This window comes from Mycobacterium sp. AT1 (assembly GCF_002043095.1).
GTDB lineage: Bacteria > Actinomycetota > Actinomycetes > Mycobacteriales > Mycobacteriaceae > Mycobacterium.
Genome location: NZ_MVOC01000059.1, coordinates 62,287 through 85,878 on the forward strand (window position 1 = coordinate 62,287; position 23,592 = coordinate 85,878).

Sequence of the window (23,592 nt, forward strand, 5' to 3'; positions counted from 1 at the left end):
GGTTTGCGCCGAAATTGGCTGCGTCAGCCACTTGCCATTTTGGAATTTCCCGGGCGTCTAGCTGCGGTTTCAGCTTCGCAGTAGAAACTCAGCGACCAAAGGTGCCGCTGACGTGCGGAACGGGTTCCTGCCGCGTCTGTGAACTCGGCGGACGACGCCCACACGAGTTGTTTGCCGCCGGTAGTCACGGCAGCGAATTCACGGCAGAATGCCGGTAGCTGGCCTCAATGATGTGGAACGATTGTCGTCAATCGCCCAACGTGAGGGCCACTAGCTGCGAACGGGAGGTCGCTTTGTCAACGCACATGCGCATTGCGGCGACCCTCGGCGTGCTCTCGACCAGTTTCATGATCGCCGGTGCGGGTGGCGCGGTCGCGGCAGCCGACACGGAAGCCAGCGGTTCGACGAGCAGCCCGTCCGCCGGCCCCACCCGCGACCCGGTCAGGACGTTCGCCGACAACGTGCGCAAGGCCGTCGAGAACTCGCTGCACGGCACGGTGCAAGGCGTCACCGGCACGCTCAGCACTCTCACCAAACCGGGTCACCTCCCGTCGAGCATCCCCGCGTCGCCGAAGACGACGTTCGGCGGCAGCCCCACGGTGTTCGGCACCAGTCCGGTCACCACCCCGGACTCCGAGGCCACGGAGGAGACCCCGCCAGAGGCCCCGTCGGTGGACCCCGTACCCGTCGAGGAACCGACCGTGCCCGTGGTGACGGCGCCCGTAGTCACGGTGCCGACGGCGCCCGTAGTCAACCCCAAGCCGGTGAAGAATCCAGCGGAGCCGGTGACGAAGGCCGTCACCTCCGTCACCTCGTTCGCCAACTCGGTCTTCGCGGTCCCCGGCGTCGTCGCGTCGCTTCCCACTTCGGCCACGCCGGTGTCGGACTTCCTCGCCTCCATCCAAAACGTGGTCACCTCGGCCGGTAACGCGGGCACCTCACTCACGGAGCTCCCGTCCGATCTCGCCGGACTCCTCCTGCCCGGCGTTTCGGAGACGACACCGTCCATCGGTGCGTCGACCGGCCTGAGCCGGACGACCAGCGTTCCGGCGCCCGCACCAGGGACGCCCGTCTGGTCGGCGCTGCCCGAACTCCCAGGGCTGGCCGTGGCGCCGATCCATCCCGTCGTCGCCGTGCCCGCAGCGCCCGTGATTCCGTTGGACGTCGCGACCAGCGGCCCGGCCAGCATCCCCGTCGCCGAGACACCGCCGGCGAGCATCCCGGAACCGTCCGGCAAGAGCGACGTGCTGACCCAGGTGGAGCACGCCATCGGCGCGTTCGTCGCCACGGTGTCGCTGACCGCCTTGGCCGCCGTCGCGCTGCCAGGGCTGCTCGGACTGCTCACCACCTGCGCCGCGGGCGTTCGAGTCGGCTACCGGCAGGCCAAGGCGGCGTCCGCGCTCCCGCACACGGCCATCTCGCGGTTCGTCGGCTCCGGGCCAATCGGCGTCGTGCGCTCCAGCTCCCAGGTCGAGATGCGTTCGCGCGCATCGCGAGTCGCCCGTCCCGCCCCGGTTCCCGCGGAACGCCCCACCGAACGCACCGGCACCCTGCGGCTGCTCGACAAGGCCGTCTGACCGCCGCCTCGCGGCCCATCGGCACCACCTCCGAGGTCAACTCGTCACCTGGCGTGCATTGACACGTCACGCTGTGATTGCTCAGGCGCTGTCCTGCTGAAGCACCGTGGCCGCCATGAGCACCGCCTCCGTACTCATCGCCGCTGATCAACCCACCGCCGGATCGTCCAACGCCTCGACGACGACGCCGCGCTACACCCTCCTGCTCTCCACCGACCCCACGCTCGTCGACGACGCCCAGCGCCTCCGTCACGAGGTGTTCACCTCCGAGCCGGGTTTCGACCTCGTCGGACGCGCTGACGGTCGAGACTCCGATCGCTTCGACGAATACTGCGACCACCTCCTGGTCAGGGAGGACCACTCCGGCGAACTCGTCGGCTGCTACCGGATGCTGCCGCCGCCCGGCGCGATCGCCGCAGGCGGGCTCTACAGCGCCACCGAGTTCGACGTCGCCGAGCTCGATTCGTTGCGACCGTCCCTGGTCGAGATGGGCCGCGCAGTGGTGCGCGAGGACCACCGCAACGGCGGCGTCGTCCTGCTGATGTGGGCGGGCATCCTGGCCTACCTCGACCGCAGCGGATACGACTACGTCACCGGCTGCGTGTCAGTGCCCGTCCAGGGCACCCCGGAGGAAACCCCTGGCTCCCACATCCGTGCCGTCCGCGACTTCGTGCGCAAACGCCACGCGTCGCCGTTCACCGTTCACCCGCGTCGACCGGTCGTCCTGGACGGCAAGGGACTCGACGACATCGAGCCGCCCGCCAGGACGACCCTCCCGCCGCTGATGCGCGGCTACCTCCGGCTGGGCGCCGAGGTGTGTGGCGACCCGGCCCACGACCCCGACTTCGGCGTCGGCGACTTTCCGGCGCTGCTCGACAAACGCAACGCCGACGTCCGCTACCTGCAGCGCCTGCGTTCGGTGTCGCAGGCGAGCGAGATGTCCGACGGGATGGGCCGATGAGTAGTCACTCGGTCGTCGAAAGTCCCTGGCTGCCACGGGCGTCGTGCGACGCGTCGTGCGTCCGCTGCGACGCCGTCCATGGCGCGCGTCGCATCGTGGTGGCCGTGCGCACGTCCGTCCGCGTCGTGTGTGCGCTGCTGGTGCTTCCCACCGCGGTCCTGCTCGCACTGCCCCTGCCCGGTAAGGCGCGGGCCCAGCGCCTGTACTGCCGACTGATGCTGCGGTGCCTCGGAGTCCGGGTGAGCACCTCGGGCGGTCCGATTCGCAACCTCAGCGGCGTGCTGGTGGTCAGCGGTCACGTGTCCTGGGTCGACGTGTTCGTCATCGGCGCGGTGCTGCCCGGCTCGTTCGTCGCACGGGCGGACTTGGTCGAATGGCCGGCGCTGGGCGCCCTCGCCCGCCTCATGAAGGTGATCCCGATCGAGCGGGCCAATCTGCGCCGACTGCCCGAGGTCGTCCGCACCGTGGCCGACCGGCTGTCCAGCGGGCAGACGGTCGTCGCGTTCCCCGAGGGGACGACGTGGTGTGGCCTCGCCTACGGCACGTTTCGGCCCGCGATGTTTCAAGGGGCCGTCGACTCCGGACGGCCGGTACAGCCGCTGCGGTTGACCTATCACCACCGGGACGGGCAGCCGTCGACGATCCCCGCCTTCATCGGCGACGACTCGCTGTTGGAGTCGGTGCGACGGGTCGTCACCGCTCGCCTCACCGTGTGCCAGGTGCGTGTCCAGTCCTTGCAGTTGCCGGGCGACGATCGCCGCGACCTGGCGGCCAGATGCGAGGCCGCGGTGCGCGGGGAAACGCTGCTCGAGGCCCGGCCGGTCCACGGGCGTGCGCTGGTCGCCTGACACCGACCGCCCTGCCGGTATCCTTGACGGGCCATGACCGCCGTCTACCTGGATCACGCCGCCACCACCCCGATGCACCCCGCCGCCGTCGAGGCGATGACGGCGGCCTTGGCGACGGTCGGCAACGCATCGTCGCTGCACACCACGGGTCGAGCGGCCCGTCGCCGGATGGAAGAGGCGCGCGAGACGTTGGCCGGGGTCCTCGGCGCACGGCCCTCCGAGATCATCTTCACCGCGGGCGGCACTGAGAGCGACAACCTCGGCGTCAAGGGCATCTTTTGGGCTCGGCGCGACGCCGACCCCAAGCGTCGTCGGATCATCACCTCACCGGTCGAGCACCACGCGATCCTCGACGCGGTGGAGTGGCTGGTCGAGCACGAGGGCGCCGAAGTGACCTGGCTGCCCGTCAACGCCGACGGAGCGGTCGCCACGACCGCCCTTCGGGAGGCGTTGGAGACTCACGACGACGTCGCGCTGGTGACGGTCATGTGGGCCAACAACGAGGTCGGCACCATCATGCCGATCGCCGAACTGGCCGCCATCGCCTCCGAGTTCGACGTACCGATGCACAGTGACGCCATCCAGGCCGTTGGTCAGCTGCCAGTCGACTTCGCCGCCAGCGGACTGTCCGCGATGAGCGTGGCCGCCCACAAGTTCGGCGGTCCCACCGGTGCGGGCGCCCTGCTGCTGCGTCGCGACACCGCGTGTGTGCCGCTGCTGCACGGCGGCGGCCAGGAGCGCGACGTTCGCTCCGGCACCCCGGACGTCGCAGGCGCGGTGGCGATGGCCGCGGCAGCACAGGTGGCGGTCGACGGCCTCGACGCCAATCGGGCCAGGATTTCGGCGTTGCGGGACAAGCTCGTCGACGGCGTGATGGCGTCGATGGACGACGTCGACCTCAACGGCGCCGACGGTGATGCGCGGCTGCCGGGCAACACCCACTTCACCTTTCGCGGCTGCGAGGGCGACGCGTTGTTGATGTTGTTGGACGCCAAGGGAATCGAGTGTTCCACCGGTTCGGCCTGTACGGCAGGCGTCGCGCAGCCGTCACACGTTCTGATCGCCATGGGCGCCGACCCCGTCAGCGCGCGCGGCTCGCTTCGATTCTCGTTGGGGCACACCAGCACTGACGCCGACGTCGATGCCGTGCTCGCCGTGCTGCCCGCGGCGGTGGACCGGGCCCGGCAGGCTGCGTTGGCCAGTGCGGGACAGAAGTAGCATGCGCGTCCTCGTTGCGATGAGCGGTGGCGTCGACTCCTCGGTGGCCGCCGCGCGGATGGTCGACGCCGGCCACGACGTGGTCGGGGTTCACCTCGCACTGTCGTCGGCGCCGGGCACGTTGCGCACCGGCTCCCGTGGGTGTTGCTCGAAGGAAGACGCAGGTGACGCCCGCCGCGTCGCCGACATCCTCGACATCCCGTTCTACGTCTGGGACTTCGCCGACCGTTTCAAGGAAGACGTGATCGACGACTTCGTCGCGTCCTACGCGCGCGGCGAGACGCCCAATCCCTGTGTGCGGTGCAACGAGAAGGTCAAGTTCTCGGCGCTGTCGGCCCGCGCGCTGGCGCTGGGCTTCGACGCGCTGGCCACCGGTCACTACGCCCGCCTCGTCGACGGCCGCCTGCGCCGCGCCGTCGACGGCGACAAGGACCAGTCCTACGTCCTCGGCGTCCTGAACGCGCATCAGTTGGCGACGGCGATGTTCCCGATCGGGGACACCCCCAAGCCCCGGATCCGTGAAGAGGCCGCCGAGCGTGGCCTCGCCGTGGCCGGCAAGCCGGACAGCCACGACATCTGCTTCATCCCGTCGGGGGACACCAAGGCGTTCCTCGGCGCGCGGATCGGTGTCCGTCGCGGTGCCGTCGTCGACGCGGGCGGCACCGTCCTCGCCGAGCACGACGGCGTGCACGGGTTCACGATCGGGCAGCGCAAGGGTCTCGGCATCGAAGGACCCGGTCCCGACGGACTCCCCAGGTACGTCACCGCGATCGACGCGGAGAGCGGCACCGTGCACGTCGGCGGCGCGAGCGATCTCGACGTGTGGCGTCTGGTCGGCGAGCGGCCGGTGTTCACGGCCGGTTCTCCGCTGGACGGACCCGTGGAGTGCGAGGTTCAGGTTCGGGCGCACGGGGGCATCGCGGCGGCCGTCGTGGAGGTCCGCGACGGCACCCTGGTCGCCGCACTGCGCAGTCCGCTGCGGGGCGTCGCGACCGGTCAGACGATGGTGCTCTACCGCCCGGATCCCGAGGGTGACGAGGTCCTCGCGAGCGCGACGATCGCGGTCGCCGACCGGCAGCGCTAGCCGGGGATCCGTTCCAGGATGTTCGTCATCACGATGTCGGGCACGGACGGCGGATATGCGCAGAACGTGACCTCGACGAGTACCACCGACTTCAGCCGGTAGTCGCGGCCGCATTCAGTGCTGGTGCGGGTGCGGATGGCGTCGGGCCCGGCCGTCCACTCGCCGACGTACCCGGCGGTCGACGATCCGCACGCGTCGACCCGTTCGACCAGGCCGTCGAATGCCCCGCGCGCCGACGCGACGTCCCGGTACGCCCCCGCGCCCTGTGAGATCAGCGCCCCCCGGGGTGGGTTTTGATAGGTCGTCTTGTGGAAGTCCTCGAGCTCGGGTCCGAAAGTCTGCGTCTCGGCGAAGAGCCACGCGCACTGAGGCGGGACGCGGTCGGCCAGCACGCCGACGTCGACCGGAGACGTGCCGTCCATGCTCGGTATGACCGTGAGATCGTCGCCGCCACCGGTGATCGCCCGCATCTGGGTCTTGGCGAGCAGCACGTCGTCCGCGTCGACTGCGGACCGTGACGGTTCGTCGAATCCCGGCGCAGAGGCCACGGGAGTGCCTGCGACGGTGGTGGTGCACCCGACCGCGAGCACGGCCGCGCAGAGCGCCAGCAGCACCTTCGGGCGAGACGCGGACATGCTCGACGGTAACTCGTCCACCCAGCGATCGAATACTGTTGGCCGCGTGAGCGTTTTCGCCGCGGCAACCGGCATCGGATCTTGGCCAGGCACGACGGCGCGTCAGGCCGCCGAAGTGGTGGTGGGTGAGCTGCATACGCTGACCCACCTCGTCGAGCTGCCCGCCCGTGGGGTCGGCGCGGATCTGATCGGCCGGGCCGGCGCCCTGCTCGTCGACGTCGGCATCGACACCGTGCCCCGCGGCTACCGGCTGGCCCCCGGCCGAAGCGCCGCCTTGCGCCGCGCGGTGAGCCTGCTGGACGAGGACGTCGACGCCCTCGAAGAGGCTTGGGAGCGGGCCGGTTTGCGAGGCGGCTCGCGGACCGTCAAGGTGCAGGCGCCTGGTCCGATCACGTTGGCGGCACACCTCGAACTCCCCAACGGACACCGCGCGATCACCGACCCCGGTGCAGTACGCGACCTTGCGGCAAGTCTCGCCGAAGGCATTGCGCTGCACCGGTCCGAGCTCGCGCGTCGGCTCGACGTGCCGGTCGTGGTGCAGCTCGACGAGCCGACGCTGCCCGCCGCGTTGGCCGGGCGCCTGACCGGGGTGACGAGCTTCTCGCCGGTGCATCCAGTCGACGAAGCGGTGGCACAGAGCCTTCTCGACGGGTGTGTCGAGAGGATCGGCGGCGACGTCGCACTGCACTGCTGCGCGCCGAACCTGCCGTGGAAGATGTTGCAGCGCAGCGGTTTGGCTGCCGTTTCGGTTGACGTCGGCACACTGACCGCCGCGGACCTCGACGGTATCGGCGAGTTCGTGGAATCGGGTCGCGTGGTGATGCTCGGGGTGATCCCTGTGCAGGCGCCGGACCGTCCAACCTCACCGCAGGAAGTGGCCAAGGCGGCGGCGTCGATCACCGACCGACTGGGCTTCTCCCGCGAGGTGCTGCGCGACCGCACCGGCGTCACCCCGGCGTGTGGCCTCGCAGGCGCGACCGAGCAGTGGGCACGTACCGCCGTCGAATTGGCGCAGAAGGTTGCCGATGAGATCGACCAGGATCCCAGCGCGGCGTAGTGTTTGCTCAGTTACACCCGATCGGTCGAGGAGGGCCGTGGCCAAGTCGACGATGCGCCTCGCGGCCGGTGTCGCCCTAGCGTTGGCGATCACCGTGGCCGGTGGCCCCGGCGCGGTCCTTGCCGCTGCGGATCCGGGATCTTCGGGATCGTCCCATGGCCACTCGCGCGACGGTGGCCATTCGCGGTCAGATTCTCGTGCTGATTCCCGTGGCTCCCACGGCTTCGGCGGCTCCCGGCACGACAGCGGCCCCCGACACGACCGCGGCCCGCGCGGCGGCGATTACCGCGACCGCGACGAACGCGGCAATTCCCGCGGCGAGCGCGCGCGGGACAATCCCGGCGTCGTCGAGACTGCGGCCCCGACGGCGTCGCGCGGAGTCGTCTCCGCTCCGGCGCTCGCTCCCGATGTCCCCGCGAGCGCGCCGCAGAAGCCCGTGCGAACGGGACGTGCGGGATTCAGGCCCGTCGTGCCCGCCGCGGCGGTCGACGCGCCGCGCGTCGTCGTCGGCAACGGGCGGACATCCGAGGCGCGCGTCGAGACGAGTTTCGTGCCGACGCAACCGCTTCCCGTCGCGGTGGCCCCTCGGCTGCTCACACGGGTCGCCCCACCCGTCGCGCCGCCGCAGCCCGTGACCGAGCAAGCCGTGTCCGTACCGGAACCGCGATCCGAACCGCCCGCGGCGGCGCTGTGGGCGAAGGTGAAGCCGGCCTGGCCCACCGGCGCGATCTTCGGCATGGCCGGTTTGCTGCTGGCACCGATCGCCGGGATGTGGCTGGGACACCGGCAGGCGCGCGCGGCCAAGTCGGCCTCGCAGCTGGTCAGTCGCTAGCTCACGGCTTCGCCGCGTACAGCTGGATGAGGTTGCCGCACGTGTCGTCGAATACGTCGACCATGCCCTCGCCGACGTCCACTGGCGGCTGAGTGAAGACGACGCCACGTTCGACCAGGCGGCGGTACTCCGCGTCGAGGTCGTCGACGACGATGCTCGTCAGATGAATTCTCACGGGGTCCGCAGATCCTTTCGCAGGATCTTGCCGGACGCGGACTTCGGAATCGCGTAGATGAAGGCCACCTGCCGAACCTTCTTGTAGGGGGCGACGTGCTCGGCGACGAAGTCCATCACCTCGCGTTCGGTCAGCTCGGCACCGGACACCTTGACGACGAACGCCTTTGGGATCTCCTCACCCGAGGCCGAGTCGGTGACGCCGATGACGGCGGCATCGGCGACGGCGGGGTGGGTCAGCAGCACCGCTTCGAGTTCGGCGGGCGGCACCTGATAACCCTTGTACTTGATGAGTTCCTTGAGCCGGTCGACGATGTAGACGCACCCCGACGAGTCGACGCGGGCCACGTCGCCGGTGTGCAGGAACCCGTCGTCGTCGATGGTCGACCGAGTGGCCTCCTCGTTGCCCAGGTACCCGGGCATCACGTTGGGGCCCTTGAACCAGAGCTCGCCCGTTTCGCTGAGTCCCGATGCGGGAGGATCGATTTCGGCGCCGGACTCGTCGACGATCTTGCTGACGGCGTTCGGCACGGTCCACCCACACGAGCTCAACGGAGCCACGGTGCCGACCAGGTCCTTGCCCCCGTCGAAGGGAGCGACGTGGCTGACGGGGCTGAGCTCGCTCATCCCGTAGCCCTGCACGACCTGGCAGCCAAGCCGCTTCTTGACCGCGCTGCCGAGCTCCTCGTCCAGCGGTGCCGCCCCCGACATGATGCCGCGCAGACTGGACAGGTCGTACTGCTCGACGAGGGGATGCTTGGCCAGCGCGACGGCGACCGGGGGAGCGATGAAGGCGTAGGTGCACCGGTGCGTCTGGATGTTGACGAGGAACTCCGTCAGGTCGAAGCTCGGCATGATGACCAGGCGCGCACGGGCGTGCATCGCCGCATTCAGAAGTACGGTCATGCCGTAGATGTGGAAGAACGGAAGCACTGCGAGGATGCGGTCGTCGGCGCGCATTCCTTGCAGCGGACGAATCTGCGCGACGTTGGCCGCGAGATTGCGATGCGTGAGCATCACGCCCTTCGGATTGCCCGTCGTCCCGGAGCTATAGGGCAGCACCGCAAGGTGAGTGGACGGGTCGAAGGTCACCTCCGGCGCGGGCAGTGCGGGGCCGAGCAGGTCGTCTGCGTTGGGATGGCCGTCGGCGGCTTCCCCGGGACCGTCGAGCACGACGACCCTGTCGGCGGTCAGCCCGATCGAAGTGGCGCCGTCGGCGGCCTGGGCCACCAGCGGTGTCACCGTGACGAGCATCGACGCCTTCGCGTCGGTCAACTGCTTGGCGATGTCCTTCGCGGTGAACAGCGCATTGATGGTGGTGGCGGTGGCGCCGGCCCGCAGAATCCCGTGAAACGCGATCGCGAACGCCGAGCTGTTGGGGGCCAACAGACCCACGACGTCGCCGACGCCCACCCCGCGGGCAGCGAGGGCTCCGGCGAACGCGTCGACGCGCGAAATCATCTCGCGGTAGGTCGTCTCGACACCGGTCTTGGCGTCCACCAACGCGATGCGGTCGGCGTCGGCGTCGTCGAGGTCGGCGAACAGGTACTCGTGGAGGCTGGTGGTGGGAACGTGGACCTGGGGGAAGGGGCTCGAGAAACTCATCGTGCCTCCGATCGAACCACGGCCGGGCGCTCACCGGTCGGCGTTCGGTGCGCCACGGCGTGCCCAACTCGCGGGGGCCGTGACAGTGGACCCTCCCCCCAGGGGCCCACTGCCACGGAGGTCAGGTCGGAAAACCATTCCCCCGTGAGCAGAAGCTACCCGAGGAAAAGGCGTGTTACCAAGGCTTTTTGTAACGCGAATATTCGGTGCAAGAATTTCGTGGAGGGCCCGCGTGACATTTAGATCTTGATTGAATTCGCCGTGTATTCGTACCGTCCGACACCGGCAATGTTCGGTGAACTCGAATGGGTGACGTCACCGCGCGGTGACGGCGAATCACCCGGTGCCGTTCGCGTGTCATTCTGCACATAGCTGCGAGGGCGTCATTCCGACGTTCCCGCCCGCGTGGGCTCGTGTCGGACGCGCGGATGCTTTGCGATTCGGGTTCGAATTGGTCGACGCGTCGGCACAGCAATCGTGGGTTCGTAGCTATTGCGGCGGAAGAATCCGCGCCGCGGCGATCGCAGCACTTACCTGACACCGGGTGCATCATTCGCCATTTCGCGACGGCGCGGCGACGGCGTTCGGCGCCGATGGAAAGCAGGGTCGAAGAATTTCCACCGACGAAACAATCGACGCATGGGAATGGCGTCACAATCGGCGGTCGTGCCGCCATTCTTCGGTGACCGGTCGCTCGTCGAGGGCGGAGACCATCCGCGCCGGCGCGACGAGCCGAAAGGACGCGTCGACGAGCTCGCGCACCTCGTCCCAGTCGACGGCCGCCACGGTGAAGTCGAGGCCGAGCCACCCGGCCACCCCCACGTAGGCCGGGTAGAAGAACCGCTCGTCGCGTTGAAGTGCCGCGCGGTCGGAGTCGTCGACCTTGACGATCACGCAGTGGGGAACGCCGACCATGTCACCGGTCTCCTTCGAGCTGCCGCCGTACATCGCGAACATCTTGGTGACGAAGAACGCCGGCCTGCCGTGCGAGACCTTCTCGTGGGCGCCGGGGAACGCGAGGGCAATCGCGCGCAACTCGGCGAGTCCCGGATCGTCGTCGTGGAACACGAGCGGGTGCGGCACGCCGCCAGCCTATCGCCGCAACGGAGCCACCGGACGTGGTCGGAGACGTCGCGATCCCGTTGTCCGGCAACGCCTTCCCCGCGTCGTGACGGCCCGGGCGGCCGGGGTCGCCCCGAGCGGGGCGGACACGTCGGACCTCTCCGATAACCTCACCAAGGTGAGCTCACCTGATGCCGACGTCCGTCGCGAATGGCAACAGCTGGCCGACGACGTGCGCGGTCACCAGTTCCGCTACTACGTCAAGGACGCACCGATCGTGTCCGACGGGGAGTTCGACCGGCTGCTCGGCGAGCTGAACGCCCTCGAGGAGCGCTACCCCGAGCTGCGGACACCCGATTCGCCGACGCAGCTCGTCGGGGGAGCGGGTTTTGCGACCGACTTCAGTGCGGCCGACCACCTCGAACGAATGCTGAGCCTCGACAACGTCTTCAACCCCGAGGAGCTGGTGGCCTGGGCGGCACGGCTGACCGGTGAGATCGGCGCCGACCCCGAGTTCCTGTGCGAACTGAAGATCGACGGCGTGGCGCTCGCTTTGGTGTACCGCGACGGCGTTCTGGTCCGCGCCGCCACCCGCGGCGACGGACGCACCGGCGAGGACGTGACGCTGAACGCGCGCACCATCACCGACATCCCGGAACGCCTGACGCCCAGCGACGACTACCCGATCCCGAAGGTGCTGGAGGTGCGTGGCGAGGTGTTCTTCCGCCTCACCGACTTCGAAGACCTCAACGCCGGGCTGGTGGAGGAGGGCAAGGCGCCGTTCGCGAACCCGCGCAACAGTGCCGCCGGCTCCTTGCGGCAAAAGAATCCCGCGGTGACGGCGCGGCGCAAACTGCACATGATCTGCCACGGTCTCGGCCGCATCGAGAGCACGGCGGGTTTTCCGTTCGCCACGCTGCACGACGCGTACCTCGCGCTGAAGGCCTGGGGACTGCCGGTGTCGGACCACACCACGCGGGTCACCGGCATCGACGCGGTCGCCGAGCGGGTCGTCTACTGGGGTGAGCACCGCCACGACGTCGAGCACGAAATCGACGGCTTGGTCGTCAAACTCGACGACGTCGCGCTGCAACGGCGGCTGGGTGCGACGTCCCGCGCCCCGCGGTGGGCGATCGCCTACAAGTATCCGCCGGAGGAAGCCACCACCAAGCTGCTCGACATCCGCGTCAACGTTGGTCGTACCGGGCGCGTCACGCCGTTCGCCTACATGGAACCGGTGAAGATCGCCGGCTCGACGGTCGGGCTGGCGACGCTGCACAACGGCTCCGAGGTCAAGCGCAAGGGCGTTCTCATCGGCGACACGGTGGTGATCCGCAAGGCAGGCGACGTCATCCCCGAGGTCCTCGGCCCGGTGGTGGACGTGCGCGACGGCACCGAGCGCGAGTTCGAGATGCCGACGAACTGCCCCGAGTGCGGCACCACGCTCGCGCCAGCCAAGGAGGGCGACGCCGACATTCGGTGCCCCAACTCGCGGACGTGTCCGGCGCAGCTGCGTGAGCGGGTGTTCCACGTGGCCGGACGCGGCGCGTTCGACATCGAAGGACTCGGCTACGAGGCCGCGATCGCGCTGCTGCAGTCGGGCGTGATCACCGACGAGGGCGACCTGTTCGACCTGACCGAGGACGACCTGCTGAGCACCGAGTTGTTCACCGTCAAGGGCGGGGTGATCTCGGCCAACGGGAAGCGTCTACTCGCCAACCTGGACAAGGCCAAGCAGCAGCCGCTGTGGCGCGTGCTGGTGGCACTGTCGATCCGCCACGTCGGGCCGACGGCGGCCAGGGCGCTGGCCGGTGAGTTCGGCAGCCTGGACGCCATCGAAGCCGCGACCGAGGAGCAACTGGCGGCCAGCGAGGGCGTGGGTCCCACGATCGCGGCCGCGGTGATCGACTGGTTCACCGTCGACTGGCATAGCGCCATCGTCGCCAAGTGGCGGGCGGCTGGCGTGCGGATGCACGACGAGCGCGACGAGAGCGTCGCGCGGACGTTGGAGGGCCTGTCGATCGTGGTGACCGGATCGCTGCCGGGGTTCTCGCGCGACGAGGCAAAGGAAGCCATTCTGGCGCGTGGCGGCAAGGCGGCCGGCTCGGTCTCCAAGAAGACCGCCTACGTGGTGGCGGGCGACGCGCCGGGCTCCAAGTACGACAAGGCGATCGAGCTCGGCGTCCCGGTGCTCGACGAGGACGGCTTCCGTCGACTTCTGGAGAACGGCCCCGACCAGGATTGATCGCCGGCGTCCGGGGAAAGCCTTCGGAAACGACTTCGAGGAGACTGACGATGGCGGCGATCTGCGACACCTGCGGCAACCACTACGACAAGGCGTTCACGGTGACGTGGGCCGACGGCCGCACCGCGACGTTCGACAGCGTGGAATGCGCCGCGGCTCAACTGGCGCCAGAATGTGCGCACTGCGGGTGCCGCATTCTCGGCCATGGCATCGAGACCGAGGACGCGATCTTCTGCTGCGCCCACTGCGCTCGCAAGGACAGCAACGCCGACGTCAACGACCGCTATCCCGTGCCTGCCGGGGGCTGACTCCCTAGCGCAGGATCGTCGCGACGATGCCGCTGAGGTAGCCCAACCGGGCCACCTCGGACGGCCGGAAGGCAGGTCCGCCGGGGCGGCCGAGTACGACCGCGGTGTCGTGGTCACCCAGGGGTGCGGCGGCCAACGTGGTGTCGAAGTCCCGCCACACCTGCGGAATCCACTCGGCGGTGCCGTCGAGGGCCTCGGCGTGCTGCAGTGGCAGCCAGGGCGCGGAGGTGGCCGCAGTCTCGGGCACGCCGTGGCTGCCCGCCACCATCCGCACCCCGTCGGCACCGAGCCGCATGACCATGCACCAGCCCACGCGCAGCACCTTGGGAGCCTCGTCCACCAGCACCTGCAGCTTGTCCTGCTTGCCGGGTGCGGCCGCGATGTGGTCGATCAACTCCAGCTCGCGGTGGGCCTCCAGCAGACCGGTGTGCGGTCGGATGCTGTCGACGTAGACGCCGGTGAGCTTCTCGGCGGCGGTGATGAGCATGTCCGGCATGGCGCCCAGCGGTAGCTCGACGACCAGGTCGTCGACTGCGTAGCCGGCGGCGCGTTCCACGACGTCGAGGGACAGAATGTCCGCGCCGACCGAGCCCAACGCCACGGCGAGGGAGCCCAGGCTGCCCGGCCTGTCCTCCAACTCGACCCGCAGCAGATATGACGGCACGGGCAACACTGTTTCACGGAGGGTGGGAGCGGAGCGACTCGAAAGCCGGACCACGTCGCTCCCGGCAGGCTCCGGCGCGGGCCGTCGACCGCGGTGACTAGGCTTCGGTGTCGTGTCGCAGATCTCGCGGGACGACGTCGCCCACCTGGCACGTCTGGCCCGTCTCACCCTGACCGACGGCGAACTGGATGGTTTCGCCGGCCAACTCGACGCCATTCTGGAGCACGTCGGCCGGATTCAGGCGGTCGACGTGACCGGTGTGGAAGCCACTGACAACCCACTGAAGGACGTCAACGTGACCCGGCCCGACGTCGTCGTGCCCAGCCTCACCCAGGAGCAGGCGCTGGCGGCTGCCCCCAATGCCGTCGACGGTCGGTTCGCGGTGCCGCGCATCCTTGGGGAGGAGCAGTGAGCGAGTTGATTCGTCTCGACGCGGCCACCCTCGGCGCCAAGATCGCCGCCAAGGAGGTCAGCTCGACCGAGGTCGTCACGGCGCACCTCGAGCAGATAGCCAGCACCGACGGCGAGTACCACGCCTTCCTGCACGTCGCGGGCGATGCCGCGCTGGAAGAAGCGGCCAAGGTCGACGCCGCGGTCGCGGCCGGCGACACGTTGCCGTCGCCGCTGGCCGGCGTCCCGCTGGCGCTCAAGGACGTCTTCACCACCGTCGACATGCCCACCACCTGCGGCTCGAAGATCCTCGAGGGCTGGCGTTCGCCGTACGACGCGACGGTCACCGCGCGGCTGCGGGCGGCGGGCATCCCGATCCTCGGCAAGACCAACATGGACGAGTTCGCCATGGGCAGCTCGACCGAGAACTCCGCCTACGGTCCGACCCGCAACCCGTGGAACGTCGAGCGCGTGCCCGGTGGCTCCGGCGGTGGCAGCGCCGCGGCGCTGGCCGCGTTCCAGGCGCCGCTCGCCATCGGCTCCGACACCGGTGGTTCGATTCGCCAGCCGGCGGCCCTGACCGCCACCGTCGGCGTCAAGCCGACGTACGGAACGGTGTCGCGGTACGGGCTCGTCGCCTGCGCCTCGTCGCTCGACCAGGGCGGGCCATGTGCGCGCACGGTGCTCGACACCGCGCTTCTGCATCAGGTCATCGCCGGTCACGACGCTCGCGACTCGACCTCGGTGGACGCGAGGGTGCCCGACGTCGTCGCCGCGGCACGGGCGGGCGCGGTGGGCGATCTCACCGGTGTCCGGGTCGGCGTCGTCAAGCAGCTGCGCAGCGGAGAGGGTTACCAGCCCGCGGTTCTGGATTCCTTCAACGCCGCCGTCGAGCAGCTCACCGCACTGGGTGCCGAGGTCAGCGAGGTCGACTGCCCGAACCTCGACTATTCGATGGCGGCCTACTACCTCATCCTGCCGTCGGAGGTGTCGAGCAACCTCGCCCGGTTCGACGCGATGCGCTACGGCCTGCGCGTCGGCGACGACGGCACCCACAGCGCCGAAGAGGTGATGGCGATGACGCGGGCCGCGGGCTTTGGTCCAGAAGTCAAGCGCCGCATCATGATTGGCACCTACGCCCTGTCGGCGGGTTACTACGACGCCTACTACAACCAGGCGCAGAAGGTACGCACGTTGATCGCCCAGGATCTGGAGCGGGCCTATCAGAGCGTCGACGTCCTGGTCTCGCCGGCCACGCCGACGACGGCGTTCCGTCTCGGTGAGAAGGTCGACGACCCGCTCGCGATGTACCTCTTCGACCTGTGCACGCTGCCGCTGAACCTGGCCGGGCACTGCGGAATGTCGGTCCCGTCGGGGCTCGCCGAGGACGACGGATTGCCCGTCGGCCTGCAGATCATGGCGCCCGCACTCGCCGACGACCGGCTCTACCGCGTCGGTGCGGCCTACGAGGTGGCCCGCGGTGCGCTGCCGTCGGCGATCTGACGGGGGAAGATAGGGGCATGCGCACGCGAGGAGCAGTGAGTTAGATGCGGATTGGAGTGCTCACCGGAGGTGGCGACTGCCCCGGGCTGAACGCCGTCATCAGGGCCGTCGTGCGGACGTGCGACGTCCGGTACAACTCGTCGGTCGTCGGGTTCCTCGACGGCTGGCGGGGTCTGATGGAGGATCGCCGCATCCAGCTCGCGAACGACGATCGCAACGATCGACTGCTCAGCAAGGGCGGCACGATTCTCGGTACTGCGCGGGTCAACCCCGACAAGCTGAGGGCCGGCCTCGACCAGATCAAGCAGACGATGGAGGACAACGGGATCGACGTGCTGATTCCGATCGGCGGCGAGGGCACGCTCACGGCGGCGCACTGGCTGTCGGAGGAGAACGTCCCCGTCGTCGGCGTGCCGAAGACCATCGACAACGACATCGACTGCACCGACGTGACCTTCGGCCACGACACGGCCCTCCAAGTCGCCACCGATGCGATCGACCGGCTGCACAGCACGGCGGAATCGCACCAGCGGGTGATGCTCGTCGAGGTGATGGGTCGCCACGCCGGGTGGATCGCGCTGAGCGCGGGGCTCGCCTCCGGCGCGCACATGACGCTGATCCCGGAGCAGCCCTATGACGTCGAAGAGGTCTGCCGGCTCATCAAACAGCGCTTCGTCCGCGGTGATTCGCACTTCATCTGCGTCGTCGCCGAGGGCGCCAAGCCCGCCGAGGGGTCGATGCACTTGCGCGACGGCGGAATCGACGAGTTCGGCCACGTGAAGTTCACTGGCGTGGCGCACCAGTTGGGCGTCGAGATCGAGAAGCGGATCAAGAAGGAAGTGCGGACGACCGTGCTGGGCCACGTGCAGCGCGGTGGCACCCCGACCGCCTACGACCGGGTGCTCGCCACCCGGTTCGGCGTCAACGCCGCCGACGCAGCGCACTCCGGCGAGTACGGGATGATGGTGTCGCTGCGTGGCCAGGAGATTGGCCGGGTCCCGCTGGCCGAGGCCGTCAAGCAGTTGAAGCTGGTGCCGCAGGGCCGGTACGACGACGCCGCCGAGTTCTTCGGCTGACCCCGCCTTCCCGCGAGCAGACGCAAAGGGCCCTGGATTGGCCTGTTTCAGGGCCTTTTGTGTCTGCTCGCGAGGAGAGCCGACCCACTAACTAGGATCGAATCATGACTGTCGCCACCGCCGAACTCATCGACTACGACGAGGTCATCTCTCGCTACGACCCCGTGATGGGCATGGAGGTCCACGTCGAACTGTCGACGGCGACCAAGATGTTCTGCGGTTGTGCGAACAACTTCGGCGCCGAGCCGAACACCAACGTCTGCCCGGTGTGCCTCGGGCTTCCCGGCGCGCTGCCGGTGGTCAACGCCGCCGCCGTCGAGTCGGCGATCCGCATCGGCCTCGCGCTGAACTGCTCCATCGCCCCGTGGGGTCGCTTCGCGCGCAAGAATTACTTCTACCCGGACCAGCCGAAGAACTACCAGATCAGCCAGTACGACGAGCCGATCGCCGTCGACGGCTACCTGGACGTTCCCCTCGACGACGGCACGACGTGGCGAGTGGAGATCGAGCGCGCGCACATGGAGGAGGACACGGGCAAGCTGACGCACCTCGGCAGTGCCACGGGTCGCATCGCGGGCGCCACCACGTCGCTGCTCGACTTCAACCGGGCCGGCGTTCCCCTGGTGGAGATCGTCACCAGGCCCATCGAGGGTGCGGGAGCGCGAGCTCCGGAGATCGCCCGCTCCTACGTGACGGCGCTGCGGGATCTGTTGCGCGGCTTGGACGTGTCCGACGTCCGGATGGATCAGGGTTCGATGCGCTGCGACGCGAACCTGTCCCTCAAGCTCACCGGCGCTCCCGAGTTCGGCACCCGCACCGAGACCAAGAACGTCAACTCGCTCAAGAGCGTCGAGGTGGCCGTCCGCTACGAAATGCGTAGGCAGGCAGCCGTTCTCGACGCAGGTGGCGAGATCATCCAGGAGACCAGGCACTTTCACGAGGACGGGTACACCAGCGCCGGACGGCGCAAGGAGACCGCGGAGGACTACCGGTACTTCCCCGAGCCCGACCTCGAGCCGGTCGCGCCGAGCCCCGAACTCGTCGAACGGCTGCGGGCCACCATCCCCGAGCTGCCGTGGCTGCAGCGCAACAGGATTCAGCAGGACTGGGGCATCTCCGACGAGGTGATGCGAGACCTGGTGAACAACGGGGTCATCGATCTGGTCGCCGCCACGGTCGCCGAGGGCGCATCGAGTGAGGCCGCCAGGGCGCTCTGGGGCAACTTCCTGGTGGAGAAGGCCAACGAAGCGGGGGTGACGGCAGCCGAATTGGCCATCACGCCCAAACAGGTCGCCGCGGTGGTCAAGCTCGTCGACGAAGGCAAACTGTCGAACAAGTTGGCGCGTCAGGTGATCGAGGGCGTGCTCGCCGGTGAGGGTGAACCCGAGCAGGTGATGACCGACCGCGGGTTGGCCGTCGTGCGCGACGACTCGGTGATTCAGGCCGCAGTCGACGAGGCGCTCGCCGCTAACCCGGACATCGCGGACAAGATCCGCGGCGGCAAGGTGCAGGCTGCCGGCGCGGTGGTCGGCGCGGTCATGAAGGCCACCAAGGGTCAGGCCGACGCCGCGCGGGTCAGGGAACTGGTGCTGGCCGCCTGCGGCGTGCAGGGCTGACGGACGCGCCAGCCCGGTTGCCCGGGGCCGGCGCCCACCGGCGGCTAGGTGTTCTCCGCGTTGGTGCGGGGGAATCCGCCACCCTGCGGGAAGAGTGGGAACACGACGTCGTCGACCTTGTCGGCGTCACCGGAGGTCCGGTTGATCGTGCCACCCCAGACGTTGCCGTCCGGCGAGAGCTTCAGGGCCCATGCGTGCCCGTGGGTGTCCTGACGGACCACTTCTGGGTCACCGGTGACGGCGCCGGTGTCGGGTGCCATGCGGATGGCGACGGTCTGCTTGGTGTTGACCATGTTCACCAAGACGCTGCCGTCGGTGACGGCGCACCCGGCGATCCCCGGCTTGTCCGGCCACGTCCACACCGTCGACACGACGGAATCCTTTGTGATGCGCTGCAGTCGGTCACCGGTCGGTGTCCGATCGGTGACGTATTGGGAACCGTCCGCCCGGTCGATGCACAACCCGCCTGCGCCACCGATTCCACTGAGCGCGGTCGTCGGGGGAGCCTGGTTCACGGTCGTCGGCTGCTCGATGCGGATCAGCTTGCCGGCCAGCGAACTTGGATCGGATGCCAGGGCGGGGTCCCCGGCGTCGCCGGTGAGCAATTCCAGCGTCGTGGGGCTGGTGAACATCAGCGCACCCATGTTGTTGGTGGCGCCCTTTGGGATGCCGGTCAGGATCGGCTTGGGAACGTCACCGTCGGCGATCCTGACGATGCGGTTGTCCGACGGTGTGCTGACGTAGGCGTACATCAGCTTGTCCTGCGAATAGGTGGGGGAGAGCACGATGTCCATCAGCCCGCCGTCGCCGGACGGGTCGACGGGAATCACCATCTTGACCTTGGGTTCTGCGTTGGTGGCGATTTCCTTCACCGCGCCGGTCGTCCGCTCCGCCACCAGCGCCGACTTGCTGTCCGGGCCCATGATCAGACCGCTGGTGCTCTCCAGGCAGCCCTGCATGACCCCCTTCGCGTCGCAGACCTTCGGGAAGGGCTGGGCGGGCAGCGGAGGCGGCGGGGGCGGCTCCTCGCTCGGGGGAGGGCCCATCTCGGGTTGGGTGGTGAACGGCTGGGACTGGTTGTCGTCGAAGCGGGCGCAGCCCGACCCGACCAGCAACGCCGCGCACAGCAGCACCAGGACACGTCGCGTCGGCCGCTGCACACTCATGCACGCCAGATTACGGATCGCCGGGCAGTGCGCGCCACGTCGGTGGCCGGTCGCGGGGTCACGGCTTGGGCAAGATCGGTGCAAATGCGCCGCGCCAATCCACGATTCGCAGGTAACTAGCACTTACGCTGGAAAACGTGACCAGTACTTCTCACGATCCGCGCGCGTGGCAGAGACCTGAAGACTCCGCCGCGCGTCCTGCGTCGGCGCGCCTGGTCGACCCGGAGGACGACCTCCCCTCATCGACCTATGCGGGCGACTTCGAGACCACCGCGATCCCGCGGTACGACTCGAACACGCCCAACCCGGAGCACTCCGGCTACGGACTGCTCAACGAGCCCGAGCCGCTGCCCTACGTCCAACCCGCGAACAGGCAGCCGGCGCAGTCGGTCGAGCCGACCGAGATCGAACCCGACACGGGCTTCGGCACGTCCGACCAGGCGGGCCGCAGGGGTACCCAGGACCTCGGCTTGATGGTGCTCCGCGTCGGCCTCGGTGCCCTGCTGATCGCACACGGTCTGCAGAAGGCGTTCGGGCTGTGGGGCGGTCAGGGCCTCAACGGTTTTCAGCAGTCACTGGTGGACATGGGCTACCAGCACGCCAACATCCTGACCTACGTCGGCGTCGCAGGCCAGATCGGCGCAGGCGTGCTCTTGGTGCTCGGACTGTTCACCCCGGTAGCCGCCGCAGGAGCGGTCGCCTACCTGATCAACGCCCTGCTGGCGGCCGTCGCGGCGCAGCCGGACCGTGGCTACTTCGCGTTCTTCCTGCCCGACGGGCACGAGTACCTCGTCATGCTTCTGGTCCTCGCCGCCGCCCTGGTGCTGACGGGCCCGGGCAAGTACGGCTTCGACGCGGGTCGTGGCTGGTCCCGTCGCCCGTTCGTGGGATCGGGCGTGGCGCTGGTGCTCGGCATCGGCGTGGGAATCGGCGTGTGGGTGCTGCTCAACGGCGCCAACCCGCTCGCCTGAGACCTACTCGTACGGGTTGGGCACGCGGCCGTCGGTGGCGGCCGTCAACTGCGGCAGCGTCGCGAACGTCACCGCGGGCAGCCGGACGTCGGAGCCGTCCTTGAGATGCGCCGACGCCCATGCGCTGCGGTCGAAGCGCAATCCGTCGACGTCCTCCCACTGAACCGTCCGGCTGCTGACCAATGAGCGTGCCGTGACGGTGTCGCGGTCCGCGGTGGTGCGGTAGCGCGCGACCGCGAACGACGCCACGATCGGAAGAACCAACAGCACGGCAAACCACGTGGGATTGGCGAGCACCAGGGCCAGGACTCCCAGCAGCAGGAAGCCGACCGCGAAGTGGGCCATCGGCGAAATCCTGATGACGACCGGGGCCGGGGACGCGGAAGCGGGGGAAGGACTCACGTGGTCATCTTTTCAGTCATCTGCGAGCCGGTGACCGTCGCCCCGTTGCTCGCCCGCGGGCCGAGGCGACGGAATTTGACCTTTGAGCAGTATGGAGGCTACCGTCGCGGGTATGAAGACCGTCTCGATTCTCGTAGTACTTGGTTCGCGCGTTGGAGCGTAACCCGACTGAGTAACCAGTCAGAGCCTACGAGCCGACGCGCAACCCTCGTGCAGCATCCGCTGACGGGGGTTTTTTGTTGCCCGAGAACATGATTAGAACCGCACCCCAGACCCGCACCACCCCAATGAGGACGTAGAGGACATCGTGAGCGCACCGACCACGCGACCACCGGAGCCGGGCACCCGAGCCAACGGCACGCCGGCAGTTGCAAACCCGCCCGCACCGCAGCCGAGAAAGGTTGCCCCGCAACAGATGACGGGTGCCCAGGCCGTCATCCGCTCGCTCGAAGAACTCGACGTCGACGTCATCTTCGGCATCCCAGGTGGCGCCGTGCTGCCGGTCTACGACCCGCTGTTCGACTCGATCAAGCTCCGGCACGTGCTGGTGCGTCACGAGCAGGGCGCCGGACACGCCGCCAGCGGATACGCCCACGCCACCGGCAAGGTCGGCGTGATGATGGCCACCTCCGGTCCCGGCGCCACCAACCTGGTGACCCCGCTGGCCGACGCGCAGATGGACTCGATCCCGGTCGTCGCGATCACCGGCCAGGTCGGCCGCGCGCTCATCGGCACCGACGCCTTCCAGGAAGCCGACATCTCGGGCATCACGATGCCGATCACCAAGCACAACTTCCTGGTTCGCAACGGCGACGAGATCGCCCAGCAGATCGCCGAGGCGTTCCACATCGCGCGAAGTGGACGTCCCGGGGCCGTTCTCGTCGACATCCCCAAGGACGTGCTGCAAGCGCAGTGCACGTTCAGTTGGCCGCCGAAGATCGACCTGCCCGGCTACAAGCCGAACACCCGCCCACACAGCAGGCAGGTGCGCGAGGCCGCCAAGCTGATCGCGGCGGCCAGCAAGCCGGTGCTGTACGTCGGCGGCGGCGTGATCCGCGGGGAGGCCTCTGACGAACTGCTGGAGCTCGCCAACCTGACCGGCATCCCGGTGGTCACCACGCTGATGGCGCGCGGCGCGTTCCCCGACAGCCATCCGCTGAACCTCGGCATGCCGGGCATGCACGGCACCGTCGCGGCCGTCGGCGCCCTTCAGAAGAGCGACTTGCTGATCGCGCTTGGCACCCGGTTCGACGACCGCGTGACCGGCAAGCTGGACTCGTTTGCCCCCGACGCGAAGGTGATCCACGCCGACATCGACCCGGCGGAGATCGGCAAGAACCGTAATGCCGACGTGCCGATCGTGGGTGACGTGAAGAACGTGATCGCCGACCTGCTCGACGCGCTGCGGCGCGACGGCACCGACTCCACGACGCTCGACCTGGACGAGTGGTGGGGATACCTGCACAACGTCCAGGAGACGTTCCCGTTGAGCTACGGACCGCAGAGCGACGGCAGCATGAGCCCCGAGTTCGTCATCGAATCCCTGGGCCGCATCGCCGGTCCGGATGCGGTGTACGTGGCGGGCGTTGGGCAGCACCAGATGTGGGCCGCGCAGTTCATCAAGTACGAGAACCCCAAGACGTGGCTCAACTCCGGTGGTCTCGGCACGATGGGCTACGCCGTGCCCGCCGCCATGGGTGCGAAGTTCGCCCGTCCGGAGGCCGAGGTCTGGGCCATCGACGGTGACGGGTGCTTCCAGATGACCAATCAGGAGCTGGCGACCTGTGCCGTCGAGGGCGCACCGATCAAGGTGGCGCTGATCAACAACGGCAACCTGGGCATGGTGCGGCAATGGCAGACGCTGTTCTACGAGGAGCGCTACAGCCAGACCAACCTGTCCACGCACAGCCACCGCATCCCGGACTTCGTCAAGCTGGCCGAGGCGCTGGGCTGCGTCGGATTGCGTTGTGAGCGTGCCGAAGACGTCGAGGACGTCATCAACCAGGCGCGAGCCATCAACGACCGTCCGGTGGTGATCGACTTCATCGTCGGCGCCGACGCCCAGGTGTGGCCGATGGTCGCCGCGGGCATGAGCAACGACCAGATCGAAGCGGCCAGGGGAATTCGGCCCCTGTTCGACGATCAGGGCAACGAGGGACACGCCTGATGAGCGATTGCGCGAAGAAGAGAGCAGCCTA

The 23,592-nt window shown here is 68.7% G+C and carries 22 protein-coding genes; 15 read left to right on the forward strand and 7 right to left on the reverse strand.

The features are described 5' to 3' along the window. The first annotated feature begins 305 nt into the window (after nucleotides 1–305). The 5 genes from B1790_RS26125 to mnmA all read left to right on the forward strand — a co-directional run bounded on the left by B1790_RS26125 (nucleotide 306) and on the right by mnmA (nucleotide 5,688). Nucleotides 306–1,577: a hypothetical protein gene (locus tag B1790_RS26125; protein WP_079926203.1), complete on the forward strand. Its 1,272-nt coding sequence runs from the start codon at nucleotides 306–308 to the stop codon at nucleotides 1,575–1,577. A gap of 115 nt (nucleotides 1,578–1,692) precedes the next feature. After that, entirely contained in the window at nucleotides 1,693–2,538 is an 846-nt protein-coding gene (locus B1790_RS26130; protein WP_079926204.1) for a GNAT family N-acetyltransferase, read from the forward strand. Beyond that, the gene (locus B1790_RS26135) at nucleotides 2,535–3,386 is read left to right on the forward strand and encodes a 1-acyl-sn-glycerol-3-phosphate acyltransferase (protein ID WP_079926205.1); all 852 of its coding nucleotides are present in this window, start codon (nucleotides 2,535–2,537) and stop codon (nucleotides 3,384–3,386) included. The genes B1790_RS26130 and B1790_RS26135 overlap by 4 nt, the downstream gene beginning before the upstream one ends. A 33-nt stretch (nucleotides 3,387–3,419) precedes the next feature. Beyond that, nucleotides 3,420–4,604 carry a cysteine desulfurase family protein gene (locus B1790_RS26140; protein WP_079926206.1) on the forward strand — a complete coding sequence of 395 codons (1,185 nt, stop codon included), beginning with the start codon at nucleotides 3,420–3,422 and terminating at the stop codon, nucleotides 4,602–4,604. 1 nt (nucleotide 4,605) lies between these two features. Continuing rightward, complete coding sequence (gene mnmA, locus B1790_RS26145) at nucleotides 4,606–5,688, forward strand: tRNA 2-thiouridine(34) synthase MnmA (protein WP_079926207.1); 1,083 nt, start codon at nucleotides 4,606–4,608, stop codon at nucleotides 5,686–5,688. On the opposite strand, the gene B1790_RS26150 is transcribed toward mnmA, so the two are convergent. Then, nucleotides 5,685–6,323, reverse strand: a complete 639-nt coding sequence (locus B1790_RS26150) for a sensor domain-containing protein (protein WP_079926208.1) — start codon at nucleotides 6,321–6,323, stop codon at nucleotides 5,685–5,687. The two genes, mnmA and B1790_RS26150, sit on opposite strands and share 4 nt — an antisense overlap. A 46-nt stretch (nucleotides 6,324–6,369) precedes the next feature. Here B1790_RS26150 and B1790_RS26155 point away from each other — a divergent pair, with 46 nt between their 5' ends. Together B1790_RS26155 and B1790_RS26160 are read left to right on the forward strand one after the other, a co-directional pair. Next, nucleotides 6,370–7,380, forward strand: coding sequence for a methionine synthase (locus B1790_RS26155; protein ID WP_079926209.1), 1,011 nt, complete (start codon nucleotides 6,370–6,372; stop codon nucleotides 7,378–7,380). Between the two features lie 37 nt (nucleotides 7,381–7,417). Then, nucleotides 7,418–8,212: a hypothetical protein gene (locus tag B1790_RS26160; protein WP_079926210.1), complete on the forward strand. Its 795-nt coding sequence runs from the start codon at nucleotides 7,418–7,420 to the stop codon at nucleotides 8,210–8,212. Nucleotide 8,213: 1 nt separating this feature from the next. Here B1790_RS26160 and B1790_RS26165 read toward each other — a convergent pair whose 3' ends face one another. The 3 genes from B1790_RS26165 to B1790_RS26175 form a co-directional block, all read right to left on the reverse strand. Beyond that, a complete protein-coding gene (locus tag B1790_RS26165) occupies nucleotides 8,214–8,387 on the reverse strand; it encodes a VOC family protein (protein WP_142271513.1) in 174 nt (57 codons plus the stop codon). After that, nucleotides 8,384–9,991, reverse strand: a complete 1,608-nt coding sequence (locus tag B1790_RS26170) for an AMP-binding protein (protein ID WP_079926211.1) — start codon at nucleotides 9,989–9,991, stop codon at nucleotides 8,384–8,386. The genes B1790_RS26165 and B1790_RS26170 overlap by 4 nt, the downstream gene beginning before the upstream one ends. 651 nt (nucleotides 9,992–10,642) lie before the next feature. Beyond that, nucleotides 10,643–11,074 carry an MmcQ/YjbR family DNA-binding protein gene (locus B1790_RS26175; RefSeq protein ID WP_142271514.1) on the reverse strand — a complete coding sequence of 144 codons (432 nt, stop codon included), beginning with the start codon at nucleotides 11,072–11,074 and terminating at the stop codon, nucleotides 10,643–10,645. 157 nt (nucleotides 11,075–11,231) lie between these two features. On the opposite strand from B1790_RS26175, the gene ligA reads away from it, so the two are divergent. Next, on the forward strand, nucleotides 11,232–13,298 hold the full coding sequence (ligA, locus tag B1790_RS26180) for an NAD-dependent DNA ligase LigA (RefSeq protein WP_079926279.1): 2,067 nt from the start codon (nucleotides 11,232–11,234) through the stop codon (nucleotides 13,296–13,298). A gap of 50 nt (nucleotides 13,299–13,348) precedes the next feature. Continuing rightward, entirely contained in the window at nucleotides 13,349–13,606 is a 258-nt protein-coding gene (locus tag B1790_RS26185) for a hypothetical protein (protein WP_079926212.1), read from the forward strand. A gap of 4 nt (nucleotides 13,607–13,610) precedes the next feature. On the opposite strand, the gene B1790_RS26190 is transcribed toward B1790_RS26185, so the two are convergent. Then, nucleotides 13,611–14,270 carry an amino acid-binding protein gene (locus tag B1790_RS26190; RefSeq protein WP_142271515.1) on the reverse strand — a complete coding sequence of 220 codons (660 nt, stop codon included), beginning with the start codon at nucleotides 14,268–14,270 and terminating at the stop codon, nucleotides 13,611–13,613. A 112-nt stretch (nucleotides 14,271–14,382) separates the two neighbouring features. Between B1790_RS26190 and gatC the strand changes: the two genes are divergently transcribed. The 4 genes from gatC to gatB all read left to right on the forward strand — a co-directional run bounded on the left by gatC (nucleotide 14,383) and on the right by gatB (nucleotide 18,855). After that, nucleotides 14,383–14,682, forward strand: a complete 300-nt coding sequence (gene gatC / locus B1790_RS26195; protein WP_079926214.1) for an Asp-tRNA(Asn)/Glu-tRNA(Gln) amidotransferase subunit GatC — start codon at nucleotides 14,383–14,385, stop codon at nucleotides 14,680–14,682. Next, the gene (gatA, locus tag B1790_RS26200) at nucleotides 14,679–16,163 is read left to right on the forward strand and encodes an Asp-tRNA(Asn)/Glu-tRNA(Gln) amidotransferase subunit GatA (protein WP_079926215.1); all 1,485 of its coding nucleotides are present in this window, start codon (nucleotides 14,679–14,681) and stop codon (nucleotides 16,161–16,163) included. The genes gatC and gatA overlap by 4 nt, the downstream gene beginning before the upstream one ends. Before the next feature lie 44 nt (nucleotides 16,164–16,207). After that, a complete protein-coding gene (locus B1790_RS26205) occupies nucleotides 16,208–17,239 on the forward strand; it encodes an ATP-dependent 6-phosphofructokinase (RefSeq protein ID WP_079926216.1) in 1,032 nt (343 codons plus the stop codon). 104 nt (nucleotides 17,240–17,343) lie between these two features. Then, nucleotides 17,344–18,855, forward strand: a complete 1,512-nt coding sequence (gene gatB / locus B1790_RS26210) for an Asp-tRNA(Asn)/Glu-tRNA(Gln) amidotransferase subunit GatB (RefSeq protein WP_079926217.1) — start codon at nucleotides 17,344–17,346, stop codon at nucleotides 18,853–18,855. A 44-nt stretch (nucleotides 18,856–18,899) separates the two neighbouring features. On the opposite strand, the gene B1790_RS26215 is transcribed toward gatB, so the two are convergent. After that, complete coding sequence (locus B1790_RS26215; RefSeq protein ID WP_079926218.1) at nucleotides 18,900–20,021, reverse strand: PQQ-dependent sugar dehydrogenase; 1,122 nt, start codon at nucleotides 20,019–20,021, stop codon at nucleotides 18,900–18,902. A gap of 137 nt (nucleotides 20,022–20,158) precedes the next feature. Between B1790_RS26215 and B1790_RS26220 the strand changes: the two genes are divergently transcribed. Then, on the forward strand, nucleotides 20,159–20,992 hold the full coding sequence (locus B1790_RS26220; protein WP_079926219.1) for a DoxX family protein: 834 nt from the start codon (nucleotides 20,159–20,161) through the stop codon (nucleotides 20,990–20,992). A gap of 3 nt (nucleotides 20,993–20,995) precedes the next feature. On the opposite strand, the gene B1790_RS26225 is transcribed toward B1790_RS26220, so the two are convergent. After that, on the reverse strand, nucleotides 20,996–21,337 hold the full coding sequence (locus tag B1790_RS26225; protein ID WP_198952124.1) for a PH domain-containing protein: 342 nt from the start codon (nucleotides 21,335–21,337) through the stop codon (nucleotides 20,996–20,998). A 364-nt stretch (nucleotides 21,338–21,701) separates the two neighbouring features. On the opposite strand from B1790_RS26225, the gene B1790_RS26230 reads away from it, so the two are divergent. Further along, a complete protein-coding gene (locus tag B1790_RS26230; protein ID WP_079926221.1) occupies nucleotides 21,702–23,561 on the forward strand; it encodes an acetolactate synthase large subunit in 1,860 nt (619 codons plus the stop codon). The last annotated feature ends 31 nt before the right edge of the window (nucleotides 23,562–23,592 follow it).

Bases quoted from the DNA above. Each gene is read 5' to 3' on its own strand.
- B1790_RS26125 (WP_079926203.1), top strand. From the start codon at position 306: ATGCGCATTGCGGCGACCCTCGGCGTGCTCTCGACCAGTTTCATGATC.
- B1790_RS26130 (WP_079926204.1), top strand. From the start codon at position 1,693: ATGAGCACCGCCTCCGTACTCATCGCCGCTGATCAACCCACCGCCGGA.
- B1790_RS26135 (WP_079926205.1), top strand. From the start codon at position 2,535: ATGAGTAGTCACTCGGTCGTCGAAAGTCCCTGGCTGCCACGGGCGTCG.
- B1790_RS26140 (WP_079926206.1), top strand. From the start codon at position 3,420: ATGACCGCCGTCTACCTGGATCACGCCGCCACCACCCCGATGCACCCC.
- mnmA (WP_079926207.1), top strand. From the start codon at position 4,606: ATGCGCGTCCTCGTTGCGATGAGCGGTGGCGTCGACTCCTCGGTGGCC.
- B1790_RS26150 (WP_079926208.1), bottom strand. From the start codon at position 6,323: ATGTCCGCGTCTCGCCCGAAGGTGCTGCTGGCGCTCTGCGCGGCCGTG.
- B1790_RS26170 (WP_079926211.1), bottom strand. From the start codon at position 9,991: ATGAGTTTCTCGAGCCCCTTCCCCCAGGTCCACGTTCCCACCACCAGC.
- B1790_RS26185 (WP_079926212.1), top strand. From the start codon at position 13,349: ATGGCGGCGATCTGCGACACCTGCGGCAACCACTACGACAAGGCGTTC.
- B1790_RS26205 (WP_079926216.1), top strand. From the start codon at position 16,208: ATGCGGATTGGAGTGCTCACCGGAGGTGGCGACTGCCCCGGGCTGAAC.
- gatB (WP_079926217.1), top strand. From the start codon at position 17,344: ATGACTGTCGCCACCGCCGAACTCATCGACTACGACGAGGTCATCTCT.
- B1790_RS26215 (WP_079926218.1), bottom strand. From the start codon at position 20,021: ATGAGTGTGCAGCGGCCGACGCGACGTGTCCTGGTGCTGCTGTGCGCG.
- B1790_RS26225 (WP_198952124.1), bottom strand. From the start codon at position 21,337: ATGGCCCACTTCGCGGTCGGCTTCCTGCTGCTGGGAGTCCTGGCCCTG.